The sequence below is a fragment of the Acidovorax kalamii genome (assembly GCF_002245625.1).
Classification (GTDB): Bacteria; Pseudomonadota; Gammaproteobacteria; order Burkholderiales; family Burkholderiaceae_C; genus Acidovorax; species Acidovorax kalamii.
On the sequence record NZ_NOIG01000007.1, the window covers coordinates 26,102 to 44,619 of the forward strand.

Genomic DNA, 18,518 nt, shown 5'->3' on the forward strand with positions numbered 1-18,518 from the left:
TATAAAAAAGATAGCTATCAGCGCTCTGCTAGCGGGCGCAGGGGCCGTTTTTTGCTCAAATTTTGCTATGGCGCAAGGGGCAGAAGGGGCGGTGAGCGCGTCGCCAGCCGCCAGCACACCGCTGGCGGGCGCGCGCCTGGTGGGCCAGGGCACCATGCGCTTCCTGGGGTTCGAGGTGTACCGCGCGCGCCTGTGGGCCCAGCCCGGTTTTGACGCCGACCAGTACAGCGCCCACCCGCTGGCGCTGGAGCTGACCTATCAGCGCAACTTCACGGCCGAGGCGATTGCCAAACGCTCCATCGAAGAGATGCGCCGCGTGGGCAGTTTCACGCCGCAGCAGGCCACCCGCTGGCAGCAGGCGCTGCAGGCCGCGTTGCCGGATGTGAAACCCGGCGACCGCTTGCTCGGCTTGTACCAGCCCGGCGCGGGCGCCGTGTTCAAGATGGGCGGCCGCGTCGTGGGCGAGGTGCCCGACGCCGAGTTCTCGCGCCTATTCTTTGGCATCTGGCTATCGCCCCAGACCTCCGAGCCCGGGCTGCGGCAAGAACTGATCGCAGCCACCCGCACCGCAGGCCAAGGGCAGCCATGACCACCACCACGCCCATGCGCGCCGGCCACGGCCTGGCCTATGGGCTGCTGGGCCTGCCCCTGGCGTTTGTGGCGCTGCCGCTGTATGTGCTGCTGCCCAACCACTACGCGCGCGAATTCGGCATGCCGCTGGCCACGCTGGGCGCCGTGCTGCTGGCCGCGCGGCTGTTCGATGCGTTCACCGACCCGCTGCTGGGCCGCCTGGCCGACCACCTGTTTGGCCGCTCGGTGCGCGCCGTGCTGGCGGTGGGTGCGGTGTCGGCGGCGGTGCTGGCACTGGGGTTGACCAGCTTGTTTTTTCCCCTGGTGCGCGGGGCCGATGCGCTCGTCGCCTGGGCGCTGGTGGCGCTGCTCATCACCTACACCGCCTACAGCCAGCTCAGCATTGCGCACCAGTCCTGGGGCGCTCGGCTGGGCGGCGACGAGCTGCAGCGTAGCCGCATCGTGGCCTGGCGCGAGGGTGCTGCACTGGTCGGCGTGGTGCTGGCATCGGTGCTGCCCGCGCTGCTGGGCCTGCCGGTGATGCTCAGTGTGTTTGCCATCACCCTGCTGCTAGGCTGGTGGGCCTGGACCAGAGCCCCTCGCCCCGCAGCGCATGCGGGTGTCGCCGTGGCCGGTGTGTACCGCCCCCCGCAGCGCGCCAGCCTGTGGCGGCCCTGGGGCCGCCCTGCCTTCCGCCGCCTGCTGGCGGTGTTCATGCTCAACGGCATTGCCAGCGCCATACCGGCCACACTGGTGCTGTTTTTTATTCAGGACCGGCTGCAGGCCCCGCCCGCGCAGGAGCCCATGTTCCTCGCGGCCTATTTCGTGTGCGCTGCGCTGTCCATCCCGCTGTGGCTGCGTGCCGTGGCGCGCTGGGGCCTGGCGCGCACCTGGTTGTCGGGCATGCTGCTGGCGATTGCCGTGTTTGTGTGGACCGCGTTTCTGGGCGCGGGTGATGTGGTGCCGTTCCTCGTCGTCTGTGCGCTGTCCGGCGTGGCCCTGGGCACCGACCTGGCCCTGCCCAGCGCCCTGCTGGCGGGCGTGATCGCCGCCGAGGGCGACAGCGGCCAGCACGAAGGCGCCTACTTTGGCTGGTGGAACTTTGCCACCAAGCTCAACCTGGCTTTGGCCGCAGGCCTCGCGCTGCCCCTGCTGGGCTGTTGGGGCTACACCCCCGGCACACGCAGCGAAGAAGGCCTGCAGACCCTGAACTGGGCCTATGCCGTGCTGCCCTGCGTGCTCAAGCTGCTGGCAGCAGGGGCGCTGTATGGGCTGGTGCTCCGGCCTGCACGCGGCCTGGCCAGCGCCTGATTTTTCAAGGGATGCCCAATATGCAAAGACGCCTTCTTCTCTCCGCCGCCGTGGCCACACCCGTGGCTCTGTCTGGCTGCGCCAGCCAGAGCATTGACGGCTACGCCAGCGAAAAACCGGTGCTGGACCTGGCCCAGTATTTCAACGGCAAGATCGACGCCTACGGCATCTTCCAGGACCGCAGCGGCCAGATCGTCAAACGCTTCACCGTGGTGATGGACTGCAGCTGGAAGGGCAACGAGGGCGTGCTGGACGAAGCCTTCACCTATTCCGACGGCACCACACAGCGCCGCATCTGGCGCCTGACGAAACATGCCGACGGCCGATACACCGGCACCGCCGACGATGTGGTGGGCACTGCGGGCGGCCAGACGCGCGGCAACGCCTTCCGCTGGAACTACACGCTGGCCCTGCCCGTGGACGGCAAGGTCTACCACGTGGACCTGGACGACTGGATGTACCTCATCGACGACCGCGTGATGCTCAACCGCGCGACCATGAGCAAGTTCGGCGTGCGTCTAGGCGAGATCACCCTGTCCTTCACCAAGCGCGCACCATGAAACTCAACCCACCCTTGCGCGACTGGCAGGGCCGCCGGGCCTGGCTCATCGGGGCCAGCAGCGGCATTGGCCGGGCCACGGCGGCAGCGCTGCATGCGCGCGGCGCGCAGGTCATCGTCTCGGCCCGGAACAGCGATGCACTGAACGCCTTTGTGGTGCAGCACCCCGGCAGCACGGCGCTGGCTTTTGACACCGCCGAACCGGCCCAGGTGCAGGCCGCCTCCGCGCAGGTGCTGGCGGGTGGTGCACCCGACCTGGTGTGCTACTGCGCGGGTTACTACCGCGACATGCGCGCCACCGACTTCGATCTGGCCGTGATGCTGAGGCATGAGCAGATCAACTACAACGGCGCACTGCATGTGCTGGCCGCCGTGCTGCCCGCCATGCTCACTGCCGCCCAGGCGGGGCGCCCGGGCCATGTGAGCCTGATCAGCAGCGTGGCGGGGTTCCGGGGTCTGCCCAAGAGCTTGGCCTACGGCCCCACCAAGGCTGCGCTCATCAACCTGGCCGAGGCGCTGTACCTGGACCTGCACGACCTGGGCATGGGCGTGAGCGTGATCAACCCCGGCTTTGTGGCCACGCCGCTCACGGCGGGCAACGACTTCACCATGCCTGCGCTCATCTCCCCCGAAGCGGCAGCCGACGCCATCCTGCAGGGCTGGGCGCGGGGGCAGTTCGACATCCACTTCCCCAAGCGCTTCACGCGCGTGATGAAGCTGCTGCGGCTGCTGCCGTATCGGTGGTACTTTCCTGCCGTCCGCAAGTTCACGGGACTCTGAGTTTCCATGCAGCCCCCTTACACCGCCCCCGCCACCGAAGAAGCCGTCACGCGCATCATTGCGTTCTTTGAAAACTTGTCGCCCGCCGACGTGGCGACCATCGGCCGGTTCTACGCGCCCCAGGCGCGCTTCAAGGACCCGTTCAACGAGGTGGTGGGCGTGCCCGCCATCCAGGGCATCTTTGCCCACATGTTCGAGGCACTGGAGCAGCCGCGTTTTGTGGTCACGGGCCGCGTGGTGCAGGGGCAGCAGTGCTTCTTGACCTGGGACTTCCTGTTCGCCTTCAAGGACTTCCACAAGGGCGTGACGCAGACCGTGCGCGGTGCCTCGCACCTGGTGCTGGATGCCCAGGGCCAGGTGACCTTGCACCGCGATTACTGGGACGCGGCCGAAGAGTTGTATGAGAAGCTGCCGGTGGTGGGCGCGCTGATGCGCTGGCTCAAGAAACGCGCCAACAGTTGATCGTTGGCGGATGGCGGATCACGCCAGGGTTTTGATGCGCGGATGCCCCGGCAGCGGCACCGCGCGCTGCAGCACCCCTTCGGCCAGCCACAGTGCACTGTTCCACGCCCGCTGCGCCACGTAGGGCAGGGGCAGCTGCTGGTAGTCGTCGTTGAAGACCTCAAAGCTGTAGTCGCCCTGGTAGCCCATGCCGTCCAGCGTGCGCACCAGCTCGGCCAGGGCCTGGCTGTGCACGCCTTCGCCGGGGAACACGCGAAAGTGCCGCGCGGTCTCGATGCGCTCCTGCACCGTGCGGGTCTCCTGCCACATGAAGTCCGACAGCTGCACGAGGTAGATCTTCTCGGGGTCTACATCTTCCAGGGCCGAGAGCGGCGTGCTGGTGGCGAACTGGTGGTACGAGTCGATGGCCAACCCGAGGTTGGGGCAATCGGCCTGCTCTACGGCGGCCCAAGCCTGGTGCACCTCGTTGATGTGGCGGCCCCACGAGAGTCCTTCAAACGCCACACGGATGCCGTGGGGCAGCGCCAGCAGGGCCAGCTTGCGCAGGTCGCGCGCAATGGCCTCGGCATCCGCCGTGGCGTGCGATGACGTGGAGCTGCAGGCCAGCAGCACGGGCGCGCCCAGGTCGCGCGCCATCAGGATCATCTGCTTGGCAATGTCCACCTTGTAGCTGTGCAGGTGGCCCGACAAGCCCTCGAAGTCGCGCAGCACCTGAAAGCCTGTGACGCGCAGGCCGCTGCTGCGCACCGCGTGCACGGCGGCCTCGATGCCCTGCGGGTGGCCCACGATATCGCGCGCGGCCAGCATGATCTGGCCAAAGCCGGCGGCTTTCACGGCGGCCAGCTTGGCCTCCAGTGGGCCCGCCAGGCTGATGGTGTCCATGCCGAAATCGGCGACGTTGCGTTGCATGGTGGATTGGCGCATGGGCGGTCTCCTGGCTCAGCGGGCGCTGCGCACCAGCTCGAAGCTGGGCGAGGCCGCATCGGCACGCGTCAATGCGCCGCGCGTGCCGGTGTGCACGCCCGTGGGCGATTCGACAAACTCCACACCGCGCGCACGCAGCGCCTGCACCGTGGCCAGCACATCGGGTGTGCCAAAGGCCACGCGCTGCAGCAGCTCCTCTGGGTCGGCATCCAGCGCATCGACCAGCGGCTCGATCAGCTGCCAGTGCAGCGTGCCACAGGGGCTGGCCAGGATGCGGCCATGGGTGAGCACGCCAAACGACTGATCCGGCGCCAGCTCGGCAAAGCCGAACAGTTCGCTGTAGAAGTGGATCCAGTCCGCCCCCCGGCCCAGGCCGATGTACTGCACCACGCCAAACAGGTGCAGACCCTGCAGCGCGGGCGGGCGGGGGTTGACGGTGGGGATGGGCACAAAGTCCACGTCGTAGATCGAAAACTCCTTCCAGCGGTCCACAAAGTAGATGCGGCTCGCGCCCACGCCGTGGATGGCGGGGATGTTCAGCTCCATCACCTCGACCTCGGTGTGCACGGCCCACGCGCCCAATTCCAGCACGCGGCGAAATGCTGCGGCCGCATTGCCCACGCGGAAGGCGATGGCGGCCAGCACCGGTGTTTCGGTGAGTGCGGGCGGCGCATGCACGCCGGTGCGTTCGGTGTCCTGGTGGGCGTTGACGATGATGTTCATGTCGCCCTGGCGGTACAGCAGCACCTCGCGCGAGCGGTGGCGTGCCACGGGCTGAAAGCCCATGCGCTCCAGCGCCTGACCCAGCGCCTGCGGGCGGCTGGTGGCGTATTCGATGAACTCGATGCCCTGCAGGCCCAGGGGGTTGGGCATGTCGCCCAGCGCTTCGCGGGTGGCCACCATCGGGGTGCTCATGGGTTCAGTTCCTTGTGTTGTCGTGCACGGAAGGGGTCAGCGGGCGCTGCTGACCAGGCGGCGAAAATGCGCGTCCATGCGGGCGGCGTCGGGCGCCTCGCCAGTGAACAGCTCGAACGCGCCCACGGCCTGGCCCACGGCCATGCCACCGCCGTCCGACACCCGGCAGCCCAGCGCGCGTGCGGCCTGGACCAGGGCGGTGTCGAGCGGGAAGTAAACGACTTCGGACACCCACATCGCGGGCCGCAGCAGGCCCACATCCAGCGGCAGGCCGGGCAGCTTGTCCATGCCCGTGGGCGTGGCGTGGATCAGCCCGGTGGCGTGGGCCATGGCCGAGCGGATTTCACCGGCCTCGGCGCGCGCGCCGTAAAGCGCATTCACGTCGGCCGCCAGTTGTGCGGCGCGTTCGGGTTGTGCATCCACGATGCTCAGGTGCTGTGCCCCCAGGCGCAGCACGGCATGCGCAATGGCGGCGCCTGCACCGCCCGCGCCCAGCAGCACCACGCGGCTGAGGTCGGCACCGGGCAGCGCGCGGGTGAAGCCCCAGGCCCAGCCCGATCCGTCGGTGTTGTGACCTACCAGTTTTCCGCCCTGGATGACCACGGTGTTCACGGCGCCCATGGCGCGCGCTTCTTCCGACAGGCTGTCGAGGTGCGGGATCACCGCCTGCTTGCAGGGGTAGGTCACATTGCAGCCTGCATAGCCCATGATGCGCGCCGCCGACAGCAGCGTGGGCAGTTGCTCGGGTGAAGACGCCGAGCGGTCCAGGTCGATGAGCTGGTAGTGCAGGCGCATGCCGTGGTGGCGCGCCTCTTCCTCGTGCAGGGCGGGCGACAGCGACTTCTGGATGCCGGCACCGATCAGCCCGATCAGCACCTTGCGGGGGCTAGTGGAAGACATGGTGGAGGTAGTGGGGATGACCGGGGGATCGAGGAGCTGGAGGCTCATGGGGCGGGCGGGATGCGGGGTGGGCGCGCTGCCGGTGGGTGTGTTCACCGCCCGGCAGCACAGGGGTGGCGGCGGTGGCTTACTTGCCGCCGCGCAGTTTTGCCAGCGTGGAATAGACCTCTTGCACGGTCTCGGCGCCGACCTTGTCGCTGTGTTTTTCAACCACGGGCTTGACCTTGGCGCGCAGCTTGTCCAGCTCGGCGGGCGAGAACTCGGACACCTGCATGCCTGCCTTCTTGAGGTCTTCCAGCGCCACGTTGGCCTGCACGCGCGACACACCGCGCTGGAAGGTGGTGGCCTCGGCCATGGCGTCGTTCAACGCCTTCTGGTCGGCGGGGTTGAGGCTGTCCCAGAACTTCTTGCTCACGATGACGGCCTGGGGGTTATACATGTGGCGCGTCACAGTGAGGTACTTCTGCACCTCGGCAAACTTGGACGACAGGATGGTGGAGAAAGGGTTCTCCTGGCCGTCCACGGCCTTTTGCTCCATGGCGGTGTACAGCTCGGGGAACGGCATGGGCACGGCATTGGCGCCCAGCGCGTTGAAGAGGTCGATGTAGATCGGCGACTGGATCACGCGGATCTTCAGGCCCGCAATGTCCTCGGCCTTGGTGATGGGTTTCTTGCTGTTGGTGAGGTTGCGAAAACCCAGCTCCCAGTAGCCCAGGCCCACCAGGTTTTTGGCCTGCAGCTTGTCGAGCAGTTTCTTGCCGAAGGGGCCGTCGGTCACGGCATCGGCCTCTTGCGGCGTGGCGAACAGGAACGGGAAGTCGTAGATGCCGAACTCTTTGGACTGCGCGGCCAGGATCCCCGCGTTCAGCACGGTCATCTCCACGGTGCCGCCCTGTAGGGCCGACACGGTCTGCAGGTCGCCGCCCAGCGTGCCGCCGGGGAAGAGCTTGACGGCAATGCGGCCGCCGGTCTTGGCGGCCACCAGGTCGGCGAACTTCTGTGCACCCTGGGCCTGCGGGTGGTCTTTTTGGTTCTGGAAGGCGAACTTGATGGTGCGTTCCTGGGCGTGTGCAGCGGGCAGCAGCGACGCGGCCACCAGGGCCGTGGCGAGCAAGGTTTTGAGCAGCTTCATGGAAATGTCTCCTTGGGTTCTTGGGGCGGACAAAAAAAGGGGCGAGAAACCTTGGGTGCGGTTCAGCCACCCAGCCAGCGCAGCGGCACGGTGACGATGGAAGGGAACAGCACCAGCAGGAACATCACGGCCAGCTGGGCCAGCATGAAGGGCATGACACCGCGGGTGACCTGCGACATCGAGATGCGGCCGACACCCGCCACCACGTTGAGCACCGTGCCCACGGGCGGGGTGATGAGCCCGATGGCGTTGTTGATGATGAAGAGCACGCCGAAGTACACCGGGTCGATGCCTGCGGCCTTGACCACTGGCATCAGCACGGGCGTAAGGATCAGGATGGTCGGCGTCATGTCCATGGCCGTGCCCACCACCATGACCAGCAGCATGATGGCGATCAGTAGCAGCGTTGGGTTGCCCATGAAGGGCTCCAGCATGCCGATGACCTTGGAGGGCAGGTCGGCCACGGTGATCAGCCAGGCGGACACCATGGCGGCAGCCACCAGGAACATCACCACCGCGCTGGTGCGGGCCGAGGCGCGGAAGATGTCGGCCAGTTGGTGCCAGCTCAGCTCGCGGTAGACCACCATGGACACGAACAGCGCATACACGGCGGCCACCACGGCGGCTTCGGTGGGGGTGAAGACACCCATGCGCAGCCCCACCAGGATGATGATGGGCAGGCCCAGCGCCCACACGGCCTCTCGCAGGGCCACGGCCAGTTCGGCACGGGTGGCCCGCTTGGGGGGCGCCACATCCTCGCGCCGCACCAGCCACCACCAGGTGAGGGCCAGCGCCACCCCCAGCAGGATGCCGGGAACAATACCGGCCAGAAACAGCTTGCTGATAGACACGTTGGCCGCCACGCCAAAGATCACGAAACCGATGGACGGCGGGATCACCGGGGCGATGATGCCGGCGGACGCGATGAGCCCGGCCGAGCGTTCCTTGTTGTGGCCCGCAGCCACCATCATGGGCAGCAATAAAGAGGCCAGCGCTGCAGCATCGGCCACGGCCGAGCCCGACACGGCGGCCAGGATCACCGCCGCCATGATGGCCACATAGCCGAGGCCGCCGGGCACATGGCCGACCAGCGTGAGCGCCAGCTTCACGATGCGCTTGGACAGGCCGCCCACATTCATGATCTCGCCCGCCAGCATGAAGAAGGGCACGGCCAGCAGCGGAAAGCTGTCGGCGCCGTTGATCACGTTCTGCGCCAGGATCTGCGCATCGAACAGGTCCAGGTGCCACATCAGCGCCACGCCGCTGATGAGCAGCGCAAACGCGATGGGAATGCCGATCGCCATGGCGAGCAGCAGGGAGCCGAGGAAGATGGTGACGGTCATGGTGGAGTGCCTGTGCGGAGGGGTCAGGGGCGGCGGCTGCCGGGCGCTTCGTGGGATGTTTCGGCGCCCGCAGGGCGGTGCGCCAGGGCCGCCAGTTCTTCGCTTTCCTGCACCATGACCAGCTCATGCTCCGCCAGCGGAACGAACAGGGTGCGCAGCAGGTCGTGCAGCAGAATGGCCATGCCCGACCCGCCCATCAGCACGCCGCTGGCGTAGAAGATGCCCACCGAGGCGCCGGTCACGGGCGCTTCGGTTTCCCAGTTGATGAGCATCTGAGCCCAGCTGCCACTCAGCAGCAACCACGACACATACAGCATGGCGATCTGAGCCAGCACCAGGCAGGCCTTCTTGCCCACGGCGGGCAGGCGCGACACCAGCGCATCCGTGCCCAGGTGGCCGTGTTCGCGCAGCGCCACCACGGCGCCCATGAAGGTCAGCCACACAAACAGCCAGCGCGAGAGTTCTTCCGACACCGTGATGCCGGAGTTCAGGGTGTAGCGCAGCACCACATTGCCAAACACCAGCACCACCATCACCGCCAGACACAGGCCGGACAGTACATCCAGCACGCGGGTGTATCCCCGCAGCACGCGGTCGGCCAGTGCAAACATGGTGTCTCCAGTCGTTGTATTGAAACGCTGAAAGAATTTTGTACGAACTGGTTAGTATTTGATCTAGGTGCAAACCCTGCATGGTTTGTCATGGCAGGACGCAGCCATGCACGGCGCGCGCCCAGGGTGCCGATGAGGAGCTTTTTGGCGCGGGACCGGGGTGTGCCCGGGCCGGGAGGGTCAGGGCCGCAGAAAGCGCACGATCATCTCGATGATCGATTCACGGCGTTGCGCCGTGGCGGCAGGGGTGTCGAGCGAGCGCTTGAAGATCGCGCCAAAGGTGTGGCGGTTGGCCTCGTTGAAGAAGCACAGCGCCGAGATGGACATGTGCAGGTCCACCGGGTCTACATCGGGGCGGAACGCGCCCGCCGCCACGCCACGCTGGTAGACATCGCGCACGGCATGGATGACGGGGATGTTCAGTTCCTGGATCGTGGCCGACTTGCTGATGAATTCGCCCCGGTGCATGTTCTCGTTCATCACCAGGCGGATGAAGTCGGGGTTGGCAAGCTGGTAGTCCACCGTGAACCCCACCAGCGTGCGCAGGGCCTGCTCGGGTGCCAGGTCTTCCAGGTGCAACTCCGATTCGATGCGCCGGATGCGCCGGTAGGCCTCCTCCAGCACCGCGACGTACAGACCTTCCTTGCTACCGAAGTAGTAGTAGATCATGCGCTTGCTGGTGCTGGTCAGCGCCGCGATCTCGTCAATGCGTGCCCCGGCTAGGCCCTTGTCCGCAAACTCTGCCGTGGCCACCTGCAGGATGTTGGCCATCGTGCGGTCGGGGTCGTTGACGCGGACCCGGTCCGCCCCGGGCGTGGTGGCGGCCTCGCGCGCCGCGCGCTGGCGGGTGGCGCGTTCATCGCCGGGTTTCGAAGGTTTTTGAACCATTTCGTTCATAAGCGCCCAAGCATACGGCAAGCCCGGCGCGGGGTCTTTACCAAACCCGGGCTGCCTGCGCCCGCCGCTCAGGACGGCTTGGTGTCTGCAAAGCTCGGGCGTAGCATCAGCTTGTCAAGCAGCTTGCCCAGGTTGGGGTACTCGTTGCGCCAGGCGATGTCGGGGAAGCGGAACTCCAGCCAGCCCAGGGCGCAGCCCACGGCGATGTCGGACAGACTGAGGTGAATGCCGCTGCAATACGGCTTGTCGCCCAGGCCCTGGCTCATGGACTTGAGGCCGTCGTTCACCTTGACCAGTTGGCGGTCGATCCAGGCCTGGCTGCGTTCGCTGTCCTTGCGGTGGGCCCAGGTGGCTTCCAGGCGGGCCAGGATGGCGGCGTCCATCACGCCGTCGGCCAGGGCCTCCCAGGTCTTGACTTCGGCACGCTCGCGGCCCTGCGACGGGATCAGCTTGCCCACGGGCGACAGGGTATCCAGGTACTCGACGATCACACGGGAGTCAAACACCGCTTCGCCGCCTTCCATCACCAGGCAGGGCACCTTGCCCAGAGGGTTGGATGTGGCGATGTGGGTGTCGTCAGCCCAGACGTTTTCCTGCACGAACTGGTAGTCGAGCTTTTTCTCAGCCATCACGATACGTACCTTGCGCACGTAGGGGCTGGCGGTGGCTCCGATCAATTTCATGGTGTGTCTTCCAGTGCGCGGGGATGCTGAACAATTCGGGTTGGATTCTATCGACAGCGACCCGGCGTGAGCCTGACTGATGCGTGGCGCCTACACACCCCGCCTACAATTGCGCGCCATGAGCCTGTCCACCATCACCGCCCTGTCGCCGCTTGACGGCCGTTACGCCACCAAACTTGCCGCCCTGCGCCCGATCATGAGCGAGCACGGCTACATGCACCGCCGCGTGCAGGTGGAGGTGGCCTGGTTCATCGCGCTGTCGGATGCAGGTTTTGCTGAATTCAAGCCGCTCACGACCGGAGCGCGTGCTTACTTGCTGGGCTTGGTCAAGAACTTCTCCGAGGCCGACGCGGCCGCCATCAAGGAGATCGAAAAGACCACCAACCACGACGTCAAGGCGGTCGAATACTGGATCAAGAGCAAGTTCGAAGCCCGTCCCGAGCTGGAAAAGGCCTCTGAATTTGTGCACTTTGCTTGCACCAGCGAAGACATCAACAACACCAGCCATGCGCTGCAGCTGCGCTCGGGCCGCGACCAGGTCATCCTGCCGGGCCTGGACCGCATCGTGCTCAAGCTGCGCGAAATGGCCCACGCCTTTGCCGACGTGCCCATGCTCAGCCGCACCCACGGCCAGACCGCCAGCCCCACCACCGTGGGCAAGGAAATGGCCAACGTGGTGATGCGCCTGCAGACGGCCTGCGAGAAGATCGCCGCCGTCAAGATCATGGGCAAGATGAACGGCGCCGTGGGCAACTACAACGCCCACCTGTCCGCTTGGCCCGAGTTTGACTGGGAAGCCTTCAGCAAGAAGGTCATCGAAACGCCCGAGCCCCTGGGCCTGGGCCTGACCTTCCAGCCCTACAGCATCCAGATCGAGCCACACGACTACATGGCCGAGCTGTTCGACGCCGTGGCACGCGCCAACACCATCCTGATCGACCTCTCGCGCGACATCTGGGGCTATGTGAGCCTGGGCTACTTCAAGCAGCGCCTGAAGGCGGGCGAGATTGGTTCGTCCACCATGCCGCACAAGGTCAACCCCATCGACTTCGAGAACGCCGAAGGCAACCTGGGTCTGGCCAACGCGCTGCTCAAGCACCTGTCCGAAAAGCTGCCCATCAGCCGCTGGCAGCGCGACCTGACCGACAGCACCGTGCTGCGCAACATGGGCGTGGCCCTGGGTTACGCCACGCTGGCCTATGCCTCGCTGCTTACGGGCCTGAACAAGCTGGAAATCAACGAAGAGGCCCTGGCCGAAGACCTGGACGCCGCCTGGGAAGTGCTGGCCGAACCCATCCAGACGGTGATGCGCCGCTTTGGTGTGCAAGGCGCCTACGAAAAGCTCAAGGAAGTGACCCGCGGCAAGACCGTGACGGCCGAAGCGCTGCACGGCCTGATCAACTCGCTGGAAATCCCCCAGGCCGAAAAAGACCGCCTGCTGGCCATGACGCCTGGCAGCTACGTCGGCAAGGCGGCCGAACTCGCACGCCGGGCCTGACAGCGGTCATTCCAAGCCATTTTGGCCTCCAGCGCTTTTCCATTAAGCGCTGGCAGCTATCTATTTAGTAGTGAGGCTGCATGGCCATCAAATCCACCATCTTCAAGGCGAACGTCCAGATCGCCGATATCGACCACGGCTACTACGCCGACCACGCCCTGACCCTGGCCCGCCACCCGAGCGAGACCGACGAGCGCATGATGGTCCGTCTGGCCGCCCTGGCCATCCAGGCGCACCAGCTCAACGACCTGTGCAATGGCGACGCCACCCTGGCGTTTGGCGCGGGGCTGTCGGACCCGGATGACCCGGATGCGTCCCTTACCGACTTCACGGGCCGCAAGCGCGTGTGGATCGAAGTGGGTCAGCCCGAGGACAAGCCGCTGACCAAGGCCTGCAGCAAGGCCGATTCCGTGATCGTCTACTGCTTCAACCACGCCTCGGAAATCTGGTGGAAGGGCATCGAAAGCAAGCTGTCGCGGCTGGACAAGCTGCAGGTCTGGCGCATTCCCACCGAGGCATCGCAGGCACTGGCACAGTTGGCCGAGCGCAGCATGCAGCTGCAGGCCACGGTGCAGGAAGGGGCCATCACCCTGAGCAGCACCTTGGGCAGCGTGCACGTGGAGCCCGTGCGCTGGAAGTAGATTGTTCAGGCCGAAAAGGCCTTCTCCGCGCAATAGTCATACCCTTTTGGCTATTGAATTAATAGCATTGGTGGCATGTCTGCATGCCCAGTTGCCTGCATGCGTGGACAGGCGTTTCAGTTTCAGTCCCGCGGCATGAGTGCGCCACATTGCCAGCACTGCTCGAAGCCGCCCTCCACAATTTCGCCGCATCGGCAGGCCCAGTGGCGCTGCGGCAGGGCCTGCAACTCTTGCAGCAGCGTGCGAGCGCGGGTCGCGTGTTCCTCGTGGTCCAGCCAGATCTCGGGCAGGCATTGGTCGGGCGGCAGGTGCCCGGCAGCGGCACCCAGGTACTGGCGCTGCACCGACGCCGTCATGCCCGCCTCGCACAGGAGGTCGGCCCACAGCGTGGCGATGGCGATGTTCGGGGCTTGGGTCAGGCGCAGCATGGCTCCACCATAGCCGCTGCCGGGGTTGGCGTACAGCCCCTGCCTTTGTCGGCCTCAGGGCGCGGGTGATGGGGGTGTCGAGGCACCCTCGGCCGCACGTTCGGCGTAGCGGTTGAAGCGCCACGCAGAGTGCTCCAGGGTGATGCGGCGCCACACCACACGCTTTTCCACAGGGCTCATGGCCGGCCAGTGCTGCACTTCATCGAAGGTGCGCCCGCAGCCTTTGCAAAGGTCGTCCCCCTGGCTGGTGGAGCAGATGGCGATGCACGGGGTGTCGGGGGTCGTGTCGTACCAGGCATGCCATGCGGCCAACGCGCGCGCAGGCAGGTCGCCTTCACCGATGGTGGTCTGGTGGTGGTAAACCATCAGCGCATAGGCCTCTCCCAGGGCCTCGATCTCGGGCGCCAGCGCCACGCCATCCGGCGAGGGCGCGCGATGGCGCCAGTGGTTGATGGCGGCTTCGATGTCGGTGATGTGGATGGCGGCCATGGATGGGCGAGACACAAGGGGGCTGGATCATAGCCGCCCGCCCGGGGGATGCTGGCGGTGGTGTTATCCACAAAGGCTTATCGCGCAGGAACGTTCATACGCAGTAACCACAACATGCCGACCCTTGCGCGGCCGCGCTGGCGATGTTCCAATCGAGGGCTCGAAGGGGAGTAGCTCCCGACTTGTATTGCAGCGGGGCCCGGCCCTGATGGTCGCAGTGCAAGGCATCGGATTCGTCGTCAATACGAAGCATCGCTTCCGGCGTTCCGGGCTCCACGCACATGCTCCATGTGCAGAGCCGAGCAAGACCTTTGATGGGCCCACTGTGGGCTGATCAAGGCTGCCTCTTCGCGTGCCGCGCCCCCGCAGCGCGGTGGCAAGTCCCTGATCCTCCGACCGCAGGCCCTCTATCCCTGGGATGGACTCGGCGCTACAGTGGCGGCGCGGTCCTCCCTTCGCGCTCTTGATACTGAGGAATTTATGGACTTTTTGGCATCGCCCGAATTCTGGCTCGCACTGGGCCAGATCATCATCATCGACATCCTGCTGGGTGGCGACAACGCTGTGGTCATTGCGCTGGCTTGCCGCAAGTTGCCCCCTGCACAGCGCACCAAGGGCATCATCTGGGGCACGGCGGGCGCTATCGTCTTGCGGGTGATTCTGATCGCCTTTGCGATGACCCTGCTGGCCTTGCCGTTCCTCAAGTTCGTGGGTGCCATCCTGCTGGTGTGGATTGGTGTCAAGCTGCTGGCCCCCGATGAAGAAGGCCATGGCGACGTGCAGGGCAGCGACAAGCTGTTGGCCGCCATCAAGACCATCATCGTGGCCGACCTGGTGATGAGCGTGGACAACGTGATCGCCATTGCTGGTGCAGCACAGAACGCGGGCGAACACCAGTTCCTGCTGGTCGTGCTGGGCCTCTTGATCTCCATCCCGATCATCGTCTGGGGCAGCCAGCTGGTCATCAAGCTGATGGAGCGCTTCCCGATGATCATCACGCTGGGCGGCATGCTGCTGGGCTGGATCGCAGGTGGCATGCTGGTCACCGACCCCGCACTGGCCAACCCCGACAAGTGGCAGTGGATGCTGAAGATGCCTCTGGACGCTTCGGGCGACGTGCTCGACACGGTCAAGTACGGTGCCAGCGTGGCGGGTGCACTGTTGGTGCTGCTGGCCGGGAAAATCATTCTCGCGCGCCGCGCCGCTGCAGCGCCTGCCGAACAACAGCATTGATCTGATCGGTGCCCCGGGGGAGTGTTTCACGCCCCGGGGCCTTGGGGCTTTCACAGGAGGCGGTATGGACAGAGTCATCGTGTACGTGGACGACGCAGCGTATGCCCAGCAGGTGCTTGCACCCCTGTTTGCCCGTGAGGCAGCGGCACCGACCCAGTGGGTGCTGGTGGCCTGCGCCCCGCGGATGACCCACCGCATCAGCAAATGGGTGAGCCACAGCGCCCGCGAGAACTGGCGTACCAAGTGGGCGGACAAACTGTTTGCCCAGATACTCCCCGGCCTGCGGGCCCCCGCCAACAGCGTGACCACGGTGGTGGCCAAGGGTCCGTTGGTGGAGCTGACGGAGCAGCTGCAGGCGGCCCAGCCCTCTGCGGCCCAGGTGGTGGATGCCCGCCGCCCCAAATCCGATGCCCCGGAGGATGCGGAGAAAGGCCAGAAGGCGGGCCGCCGCTGGCCAACGCCCCGGCCTGGCACCCTCATGGGCAGCCTGCTCACGGGTTTTGGCACCCTGTGGGTGCTGGCGCTGGAGTGACTGGGCGCGTCGAAAGACGCCAAAGGGCCTGTCTGCTGATCGGAGCAGGTGCTGTGACAAAAAAGGGCCTGCAAGGCCCTTTTTTGCGGATCACTGGCCGGTGCTATTCTTTGGCCATGAAACTTCTTCTCAAATGGCTGCTCAGTGCAGCCGCGCTGTTGTTCGTGGCGTATATCTACAGCGGTGTCGAGGTGAAGAGCTTTCCCTCGGCATTGATCGCGGCCTTTGTGATCGGGCTGTTCAATGTGGTGCTGCGGCCGGTGCTGGTGGTGCTGACGCTGCCGGTCACCATCGTCACGGTGGGGCTGTTCCTTTTTGTGATCAACGCGCTCATGTTCTGGGCCGCCGCCAGCGTGCTCGACGGCTTCCATGTCGCGGGTTTTGGCGCAGCCCTGCTGGGCTCGCTCATTTATTCGGTGCTGGGCGTGGTGATCGAGTCAGCGCTCGGCGGCCTGTTCGCGAAGAAGTGACTCCGTGGCACGCAGCCGGGTGTCGATGATTGACGCCTCGATGTGGTCCGCTGCGGCGCCACCTCGGCGGGCCAGATCCTGGCCCGCTTTGAACCGGTCCACCGCCGCCGCATAGTCATACCGCGCGGCATGGGCCTCGGCCTCCGCGCGGACGGCGCGCAGCCCCTGGCCCTGGGCCTGCCACACGGCCGCCAGCAGCTGCCATGCGCTGGCATCCTTGGGGTGGTTCGCCACCCAGGTCTGCAATGAACTCACCGCCGCGCTGGCCTGGCCCGCCTGGAGCAGGATCCGGGTGCGCAGCAGCAGTTCCGGCCTGCGTGTAGTGGCGCCAAGACCAGTGCCTTTGGCTTCTAGCATTGCTGCCTGTGCCATAGAGGCATCACCGGCGGCCAGTTCAATCTCGGCGCGCAGCAAGCGCACGAGACGCAGCGCCGCAGGGTCGGCCTGCGCCAGCGTTTCGAGTTTCTGCACAGCCGACCGTGCACCTGCGGTGTCCCGCAGCTGCTGCGCCCCCAGGGCAGAGGCATACAGTGCCGCCGCACGCCGTTGCGGCGGCTGCGCCGCGAACCCGATGCCTTGGGGCTCTTGGATCCATTGGCGCAAGGTGTCTACCCCGGGGTTGGAGAGCACCCGGGCGCGCGCGGCCACCATGGCGTGCTCCAGCGAGGTGACCCCTGTCGCTTGGCCAGGGTTGGCGGCGGGTGGGTGGCGTGACTGCATGTCTGCCATGCGCTCGCTGGTCAGCGGATGGCTGCGCAGATAGGGCCACGAGCCATTGTCATTGAGTCGATTGGCTTGCTGCAGCTTGTCAAACATGCTCACAAATCCCAGAGGCGAGAACCCGGCGGGTGCCATCAGCCCGTAGCCGATGCGGTCCGCCTCCCGCTCCATGTCGCGCGAAAAATTCAGCTGGTTCTGCATGGCCAGGGCCTGGCCGCCCACCACCAGGGCCTGCGTGGCACCGGGGTTCTTGCTCGCCGCCAGGGCGCCCAGCACCAGCGCCCCTAGCAGCAGCGGGGTCTGCTTGCTCTGCTGCGTGATCAGGCGCGAGATGTGGCGCTGGGTCACATGGCTGAGTTCGTGCGCCAGCACTGACGCGAGTTCGTCACGCGTCGTCACCACCCCCACCAGGCCCAGGTGCACGCCCAGGTAGCCACCGGGCAAGGCAAACGCGTTCACCGTGCGGTCGCGTCCCAGCAGAATCTCCCAGGCGAAGCGCTCATCCAGCTCGGCAGAAAGCTCACCCCGCACCCGGGCCGCTTCCATCAGCGGCTGCCAGATGCCCTGCACATAGTCCGCGATGACCGGGTCGTCGATGTAGTCGGGATCCCGGTACAGTTCGCGAATGATGCGGTCGCCCAGGCGGCGCTCGGCGCTGGTGGTGAGGTCGCCGCTTTCGCCGAGGGTGGGCAGCTGCGACTGGGCATGAGCTGGGAAAGTTAAGCAAATTGCCGCAATATTGATAGCAACAAAGGCTTGACTAGCGCGCCAGAAAGGCGATTTTTTGCTAAAAATAGCGAGGGGATGGGGCCGCAACAAGGCGGCGAGCCCTCGGGGCCAAAAGCGATTCCGCATGCCCGTATGATGCCCTGAGCCACCGATTGTTTCGTAACAACAACCATTGCCGACCCACTGCCATGTCTTCCCTCACCCACTTCGACGCCCAAGGCCAAGCCCACATGGTGGACGTAGGCGCTAAACCCGCCACCCACCGCATCGCCGTAGCAACTGGCCGCATCGAGATGCAACCAGAAACCCTGGCCATCATCGAAAGCGGCACGGCCAAGAAGGGGGATGTGCTGGGCATTGCCCGCATCGCAGGCATCATGGCTGCGAAAAAAACCAGCGATTTGATTCCGCTGTGCCATCCGCTGGCGCTGACGCGGGTGGCGGTGGAGCTGGAGTCAGTGCCCGCCGATAACGCTATTCAATGCACGGCCACTGTTGAGACGGTGGGCCCCACCGGTGTGGAGATGGAGGCGCTGACGGCGGTGCAGGTCGCCTTGCTGACTGTGTATGACATGTGCAAGGCGGTGGATCGAGGGATGAAGATCCAAGGGGTAGAGGTGCTTGAAAAGCATGGCGGCAAGTCCGGAAGCTACCAAGCAAGAGGGGATCGCCACTGAAGGTGAGGCCCGGA

The 18,518-nt window shown here is 65.8% G+C and carries 22 protein-coding genes; 11 read left to right on the forward strand and 11 right to left on the reverse strand.

What is annotated here, in order from left to right; genetic code table 11:
• Positions 1-67: 67 nt before the first annotated feature.
• Genes CBY09_RS11110 through CBY09_RS11130 form a run of 5 tightly spaced genes read left to right on the forward strand, consistent with a single transcriptional unit; the run spans position 68 to position 3,682 of the window.
• Entirely contained in the window at positions 68-589 is a 522-nt protein-coding gene (locus CBY09_RS11110) for a chalcone isomerase family protein (RefSeq protein ID WP_094289493.1), read from the forward strand.
• Positions 586-1,881, forward strand: coding sequence for an MFS transporter (locus CBY09_RS11115; protein ID WP_094289495.1), 1,296 nt, complete (start codon positions 586-588; stop codon positions 1,879-1,881). Before CBY09_RS11110 ends, CBY09_RS11115 begins: the two co-directional genes overlap by 4 nt.
• Before the next feature lie 20 nt (positions 1,882-1,901).
• Positions 1,902-2,441, forward strand: a complete 540-nt coding sequence (locus CBY09_RS11120) for a DUF3833 domain-containing protein (protein WP_094289497.1) — start codon at positions 1,902-1,904, stop codon at positions 2,439-2,441.
• Positions 2,438-3,220, forward strand: a complete 783-nt coding sequence (locus CBY09_RS11125; protein ID WP_094289499.1) for an SDR family NAD(P)-dependent oxidoreductase — start codon at positions 2,438-2,440, stop codon at positions 3,218-3,220. Before CBY09_RS11120 ends, CBY09_RS11125 begins: the two co-directional genes overlap by 4 nt.
• Before the next feature lie 6 nt (positions 3,221-3,226).
• Positions 3,227-3,682, forward strand: coding sequence for a nuclear transport factor 2 family protein (locus CBY09_RS11130; protein WP_094289501.1), 456 nt, complete (start codon positions 3,227-3,229; stop codon positions 3,680-3,682).
• 18 nt (positions 3,683-3,700) lie between these two features.
• Here the strand turns inward: CBY09_RS11130 and CBY09_RS11135 are convergent, their stop codons facing one another.
• The 8 genes from CBY09_RS11135 to CBY09_RS11170 all read right to left on the reverse strand — a co-directional run bounded on the left by CBY09_RS11135 (position 3,701) and on the right by CBY09_RS11170 (position 11,087).
• Positions 3,701-4,606, reverse strand: coding sequence for a sugar phosphate isomerase/epimerase family protein (locus CBY09_RS11135; RefSeq protein WP_094289503.1), 906 nt, complete (start codon positions 4,604-4,606; stop codon positions 3,701-3,703).
• Between the two features lie 15 nt (positions 4,607-4,621).
• Entirely contained in the window at positions 4,622-5,521 is a 900-nt protein-coding gene (locus CBY09_RS11140; RefSeq protein ID WP_094289505.1) for a VOC family protein, read from the reverse strand.
• Between the two features lie 36 nt (positions 5,522-5,557).
• The gene (locus CBY09_RS11145; RefSeq protein WP_094289507.1) at positions 5,558-6,469 is read right to left on the reverse strand and encodes a shikimate dehydrogenase; all 912 of its coding nucleotides are present in this window, start codon (positions 6,467-6,469) and stop codon (positions 5,558-5,560) included.
• A gap of 79 nt (positions 6,470-6,548) precedes the next feature.
• Positions 6,549-7,553: a TRAP transporter substrate-binding protein gene (locus CBY09_RS11150; protein ID WP_094289509.1), complete on the reverse strand. Its 1,005-nt coding sequence runs from the start codon at positions 7,551-7,553 to the stop codon at positions 6,549-6,551.
• A gap of 62 nt (positions 7,554-7,615) precedes the next feature.
• On the reverse strand, positions 7,616-8,896 hold the full coding sequence (locus CBY09_RS11155; protein WP_094289511.1) for a TRAP transporter large permease: 1,281 nt from the start codon (positions 8,894-8,896) through the stop codon (positions 7,616-7,618).
• Positions 8,897-8,919: 23 nt separating this feature from the next.
• Positions 8,920-9,507 (reverse strand): TRAP transporter small permease, encoded by a 588-nt coding sequence (locus CBY09_RS11160; RefSeq protein WP_094289513.1) that lies wholly within the window; start codon positions 9,505-9,507, stop codon positions 8,920-8,922.
• Between the two features lie 180 nt (positions 9,508-9,687).
• Positions 9,688-10,404, reverse strand: coding sequence for a TetR/AcrR family transcriptional regulator (locus tag CBY09_RS11165; RefSeq protein WP_094289515.1), 717 nt, complete (start codon positions 10,402-10,404; stop codon positions 9,688-9,690).
• A 68-nt stretch (positions 10,405-10,472) separates the two neighbouring features.
• Entirely contained in the window at positions 10,473-11,087 is a 615-nt protein-coding gene (locus CBY09_RS11170) for a glutathione S-transferase N-terminal domain-containing protein (RefSeq protein ID WP_094289517.1), read from the reverse strand.
• A gap of 118 nt (positions 11,088-11,205) precedes the next feature.
• Here CBY09_RS11170 and purB point away from each other — a divergent pair, with 118 nt between their 5' ends.
• Complete coding sequence (gene purB / locus CBY09_RS11175) at positions 11,206-12,585, forward strand: adenylosuccinate lyase (protein ID WP_094289519.1); 1,380 nt, start codon at positions 11,206-11,208, stop codon at positions 12,583-12,585.
• 80 nt (positions 12,586-12,665) lie between these two features.
• Positions 12,666-13,226, forward strand: a complete 561-nt coding sequence (locus CBY09_RS11180) for a YaeQ family protein (RefSeq protein WP_094289521.1) — start codon at positions 12,666-12,668, stop codon at positions 13,224-13,226.
• A 122-nt stretch (positions 13,227-13,348) separates the two neighbouring features.
• Here CBY09_RS11180 and CBY09_RS11185 read toward each other — a convergent pair whose 3' ends face one another.
• Positions 13,349-13,654 (reverse strand): putative signal transducing protein, encoded by a 306-nt coding sequence (locus CBY09_RS11185; protein ID WP_094289523.1) that lies wholly within the window; start codon positions 13,652-13,654, stop codon positions 13,349-13,351.
• A 54-nt stretch (positions 13,655-13,708) separates the two neighbouring features.
• Positions 13,709-14,143 (reverse strand): DUF3717 domain-containing protein, encoded by a 435-nt coding sequence (locus tag CBY09_RS11190; RefSeq protein ID WP_094289525.1) that lies wholly within the window; start codon positions 14,141-14,143, stop codon positions 13,709-13,711.
• Between the two features lie 480 nt (positions 14,144-14,623).
• On the opposite strand from CBY09_RS11190, the gene CBY09_RS11195 reads away from it, so the two are divergent.
• The 3 genes from CBY09_RS11195 to CBY09_RS11205 all read left to right on the forward strand — a co-directional run bounded on the left by CBY09_RS11195 (position 14,624) and on the right by CBY09_RS11205 (position 16,378).
• On the forward strand, positions 14,624-15,376 hold the full coding sequence (locus CBY09_RS11195) for a TerC family protein (RefSeq protein WP_094289527.1): 753 nt from the start codon (positions 14,624-14,626) through the stop codon (positions 15,374-15,376).
• Positions 15,377-15,440: 64 nt separating this feature from the next.
• Positions 15,441-15,908, forward strand: a complete 468-nt coding sequence (locus CBY09_RS11200) for a hypothetical protein (RefSeq protein WP_094289529.1) — start codon at positions 15,441-15,443, stop codon at positions 15,906-15,908.
• A gap of 116 nt (positions 15,909-16,024) precedes the next feature.
• The gene (locus tag CBY09_RS11205) at positions 16,025-16,378 is read left to right on the forward strand and encodes a phage holin family protein (RefSeq protein WP_063459689.1); all 354 of its coding nucleotides are present in this window, start codon (positions 16,025-16,027) and stop codon (positions 16,376-16,378) included.
• On the opposite strand, the gene CBY09_RS11210 is transcribed toward CBY09_RS11205, so the two are convergent.
• Entirely contained in the window at positions 16,346-17,953 is a 1,608-nt protein-coding gene (locus CBY09_RS11210; protein ID WP_094289531.1) for a M48 family metalloprotease, read from the reverse strand. The two genes, CBY09_RS11205 and CBY09_RS11210, sit on opposite strands and share 33 nt — an antisense overlap.
• A gap of 62 nt (positions 17,954-18,015) precedes the next feature.
• Between CBY09_RS11210 and moaC the strand changes: the two genes are divergently transcribed.
• Entirely contained in the window at positions 18,016-18,504 is a 489-nt protein-coding gene (gene moaC / locus CBY09_RS11215) for a cyclic pyranopterin monophosphate synthase MoaC (RefSeq protein ID WP_094289533.1), read from the forward strand.
• Positions 18,505-18,518: the final 14 nt, after the last annotated feature.

Bases quoted from the DNA above. Each gene is read 5' to 3' on its own strand.
- CBY09_RS11150 (WP_094289509.1), bottom strand. From the start codon at position 7,553: ATGAAGCTGCTCAAAACCTTGCTCGCCACGGCCCTGGTGGCCGCGTCG.
- CBY09_RS11190 (WP_094289525.1), bottom strand. From the start codon at position 14,143: ATGGCCGCCATCCACATCACCGACATCGAAGCCGCCATCAACCACTGG.
- CBY09_RS11200 (WP_094289529.1), top strand. From the start codon at position 15,441: ATGGACAGAGTCATCGTGTACGTGGACGACGCAGCGTATGCCCAGCAG.
- CBY09_RS11160 (WP_094289513.1), bottom strand. From the start codon at position 9,507: ATGTTTGCACTGGCCGACCGCGTGCTGCGGGGATACACCCGCGTGCTG.
- CBY09_RS11110 (WP_094289493.1), top strand. From the start codon at position 68: ATGGCGCAAGGGGCAGAAGGGGCGGTGAGCGCGTCGCCAGCCGCCAGC.
- CBY09_RS11205 (WP_063459689.1), top strand. From the start codon at position 16,025: ATGAAACTTCTTCTCAAATGGCTGCTCAGTGCAGCCGCGCTGTTGTTC.
- CBY09_RS11195 (WP_094289527.1), top strand. From the start codon at position 14,624: ATGGACTTTTTGGCATCGCCCGAATTCTGGCTCGCACTGGGCCAGATC.
- CBY09_RS11135 (WP_094289503.1), bottom strand. From the start codon at position 4,606: ATGCGCCAATCCACCATGCAACGCAACGTCGCCGATTTCGGCATGGAC.
- CBY09_RS11155 (WP_094289511.1), bottom strand. From the start codon at position 8,896: ATGACCGTCACCATCTTCCTCGGCTCCCTGCTGCTCGCCATGGCGATC.
- CBY09_RS11210 (WP_094289531.1), bottom strand. From the start codon at position 17,953: ATGCGGAATCGCTTTTGGCCCCGAGGGCTCGCCGCCTTGTTGCGGCCC.
- CBY09_RS11180 (WP_094289521.1), top strand. From the start codon at position 12,666: ATGGCCATCAAATCCACCATCTTCAAGGCGAACGTCCAGATCGCCGAT.
- CBY09_RS11185 (WP_094289523.1), bottom strand. From the start codon at position 13,654: ATGCTGCGCCTGACCCAAGCCCCGAACATCGCCATCGCCACGCTGTGG.
- CBY09_RS11165 (WP_094289515.1), bottom strand. From the start codon at position 10,404: ATGAACGAAATGGTTCAAAAACCTTCGAAACCCGGCGATGAACGCGCC.
- CBY09_RS11115 (WP_094289495.1), top strand. From the start codon at position 586: ATGACCACCACCACGCCCATGCGCGCCGGCCACGGCCTGGCCTATGGG.
- CBY09_RS11125 (WP_094289499.1), top strand. From the start codon at position 2,438: ATGAAACTCAACCCACCCTTGCGCGACTGGCAGGGCCGCCGGGCCTGG.
- CBY09_RS11140 (WP_094289505.1), bottom strand. From the start codon at position 5,521: ATGAGCACCCCGATGGTGGCCACCCGCGAAGCGCTGGGCGACATGCCC.
- purB (WP_094289519.1), top strand. From the start codon at position 11,206: ATGAGCCTGTCCACCATCACCGCCCTGTCGCCGCTTGACGGCCGTTAC.
- CBY09_RS11145 (WP_094289507.1), bottom strand. From the start codon at position 6,469: ATGAGCCTCCAGCTCCTCGATCCCCCGGTCATCCCCACTACCTCCACC.
- CBY09_RS11130 (WP_094289501.1), top strand. From the start codon at position 3,227: ATGCAGCCCCCTTACACCGCCCCCGCCACCGAAGAAGCCGTCACGCGC.
- CBY09_RS11120 (WP_094289497.1), top strand. From the start codon at position 1,902: ATGCAAAGACGCCTTCTTCTCTCCGCCGCCGTGGCCACACCCGTGGCT.
- moaC (WP_094289533.1), top strand. From the start codon at position 18,016: ATGTCTTCCCTCACCCACTTCGACGCCCAAGGCCAAGCCCACATGGTG.
- CBY09_RS11170 (WP_094289517.1), bottom strand. From the start codon at position 11,087: ATGAAATTGATCGGAGCCACCGCCAGCCCCTACGTGCGCAAGGTACGT.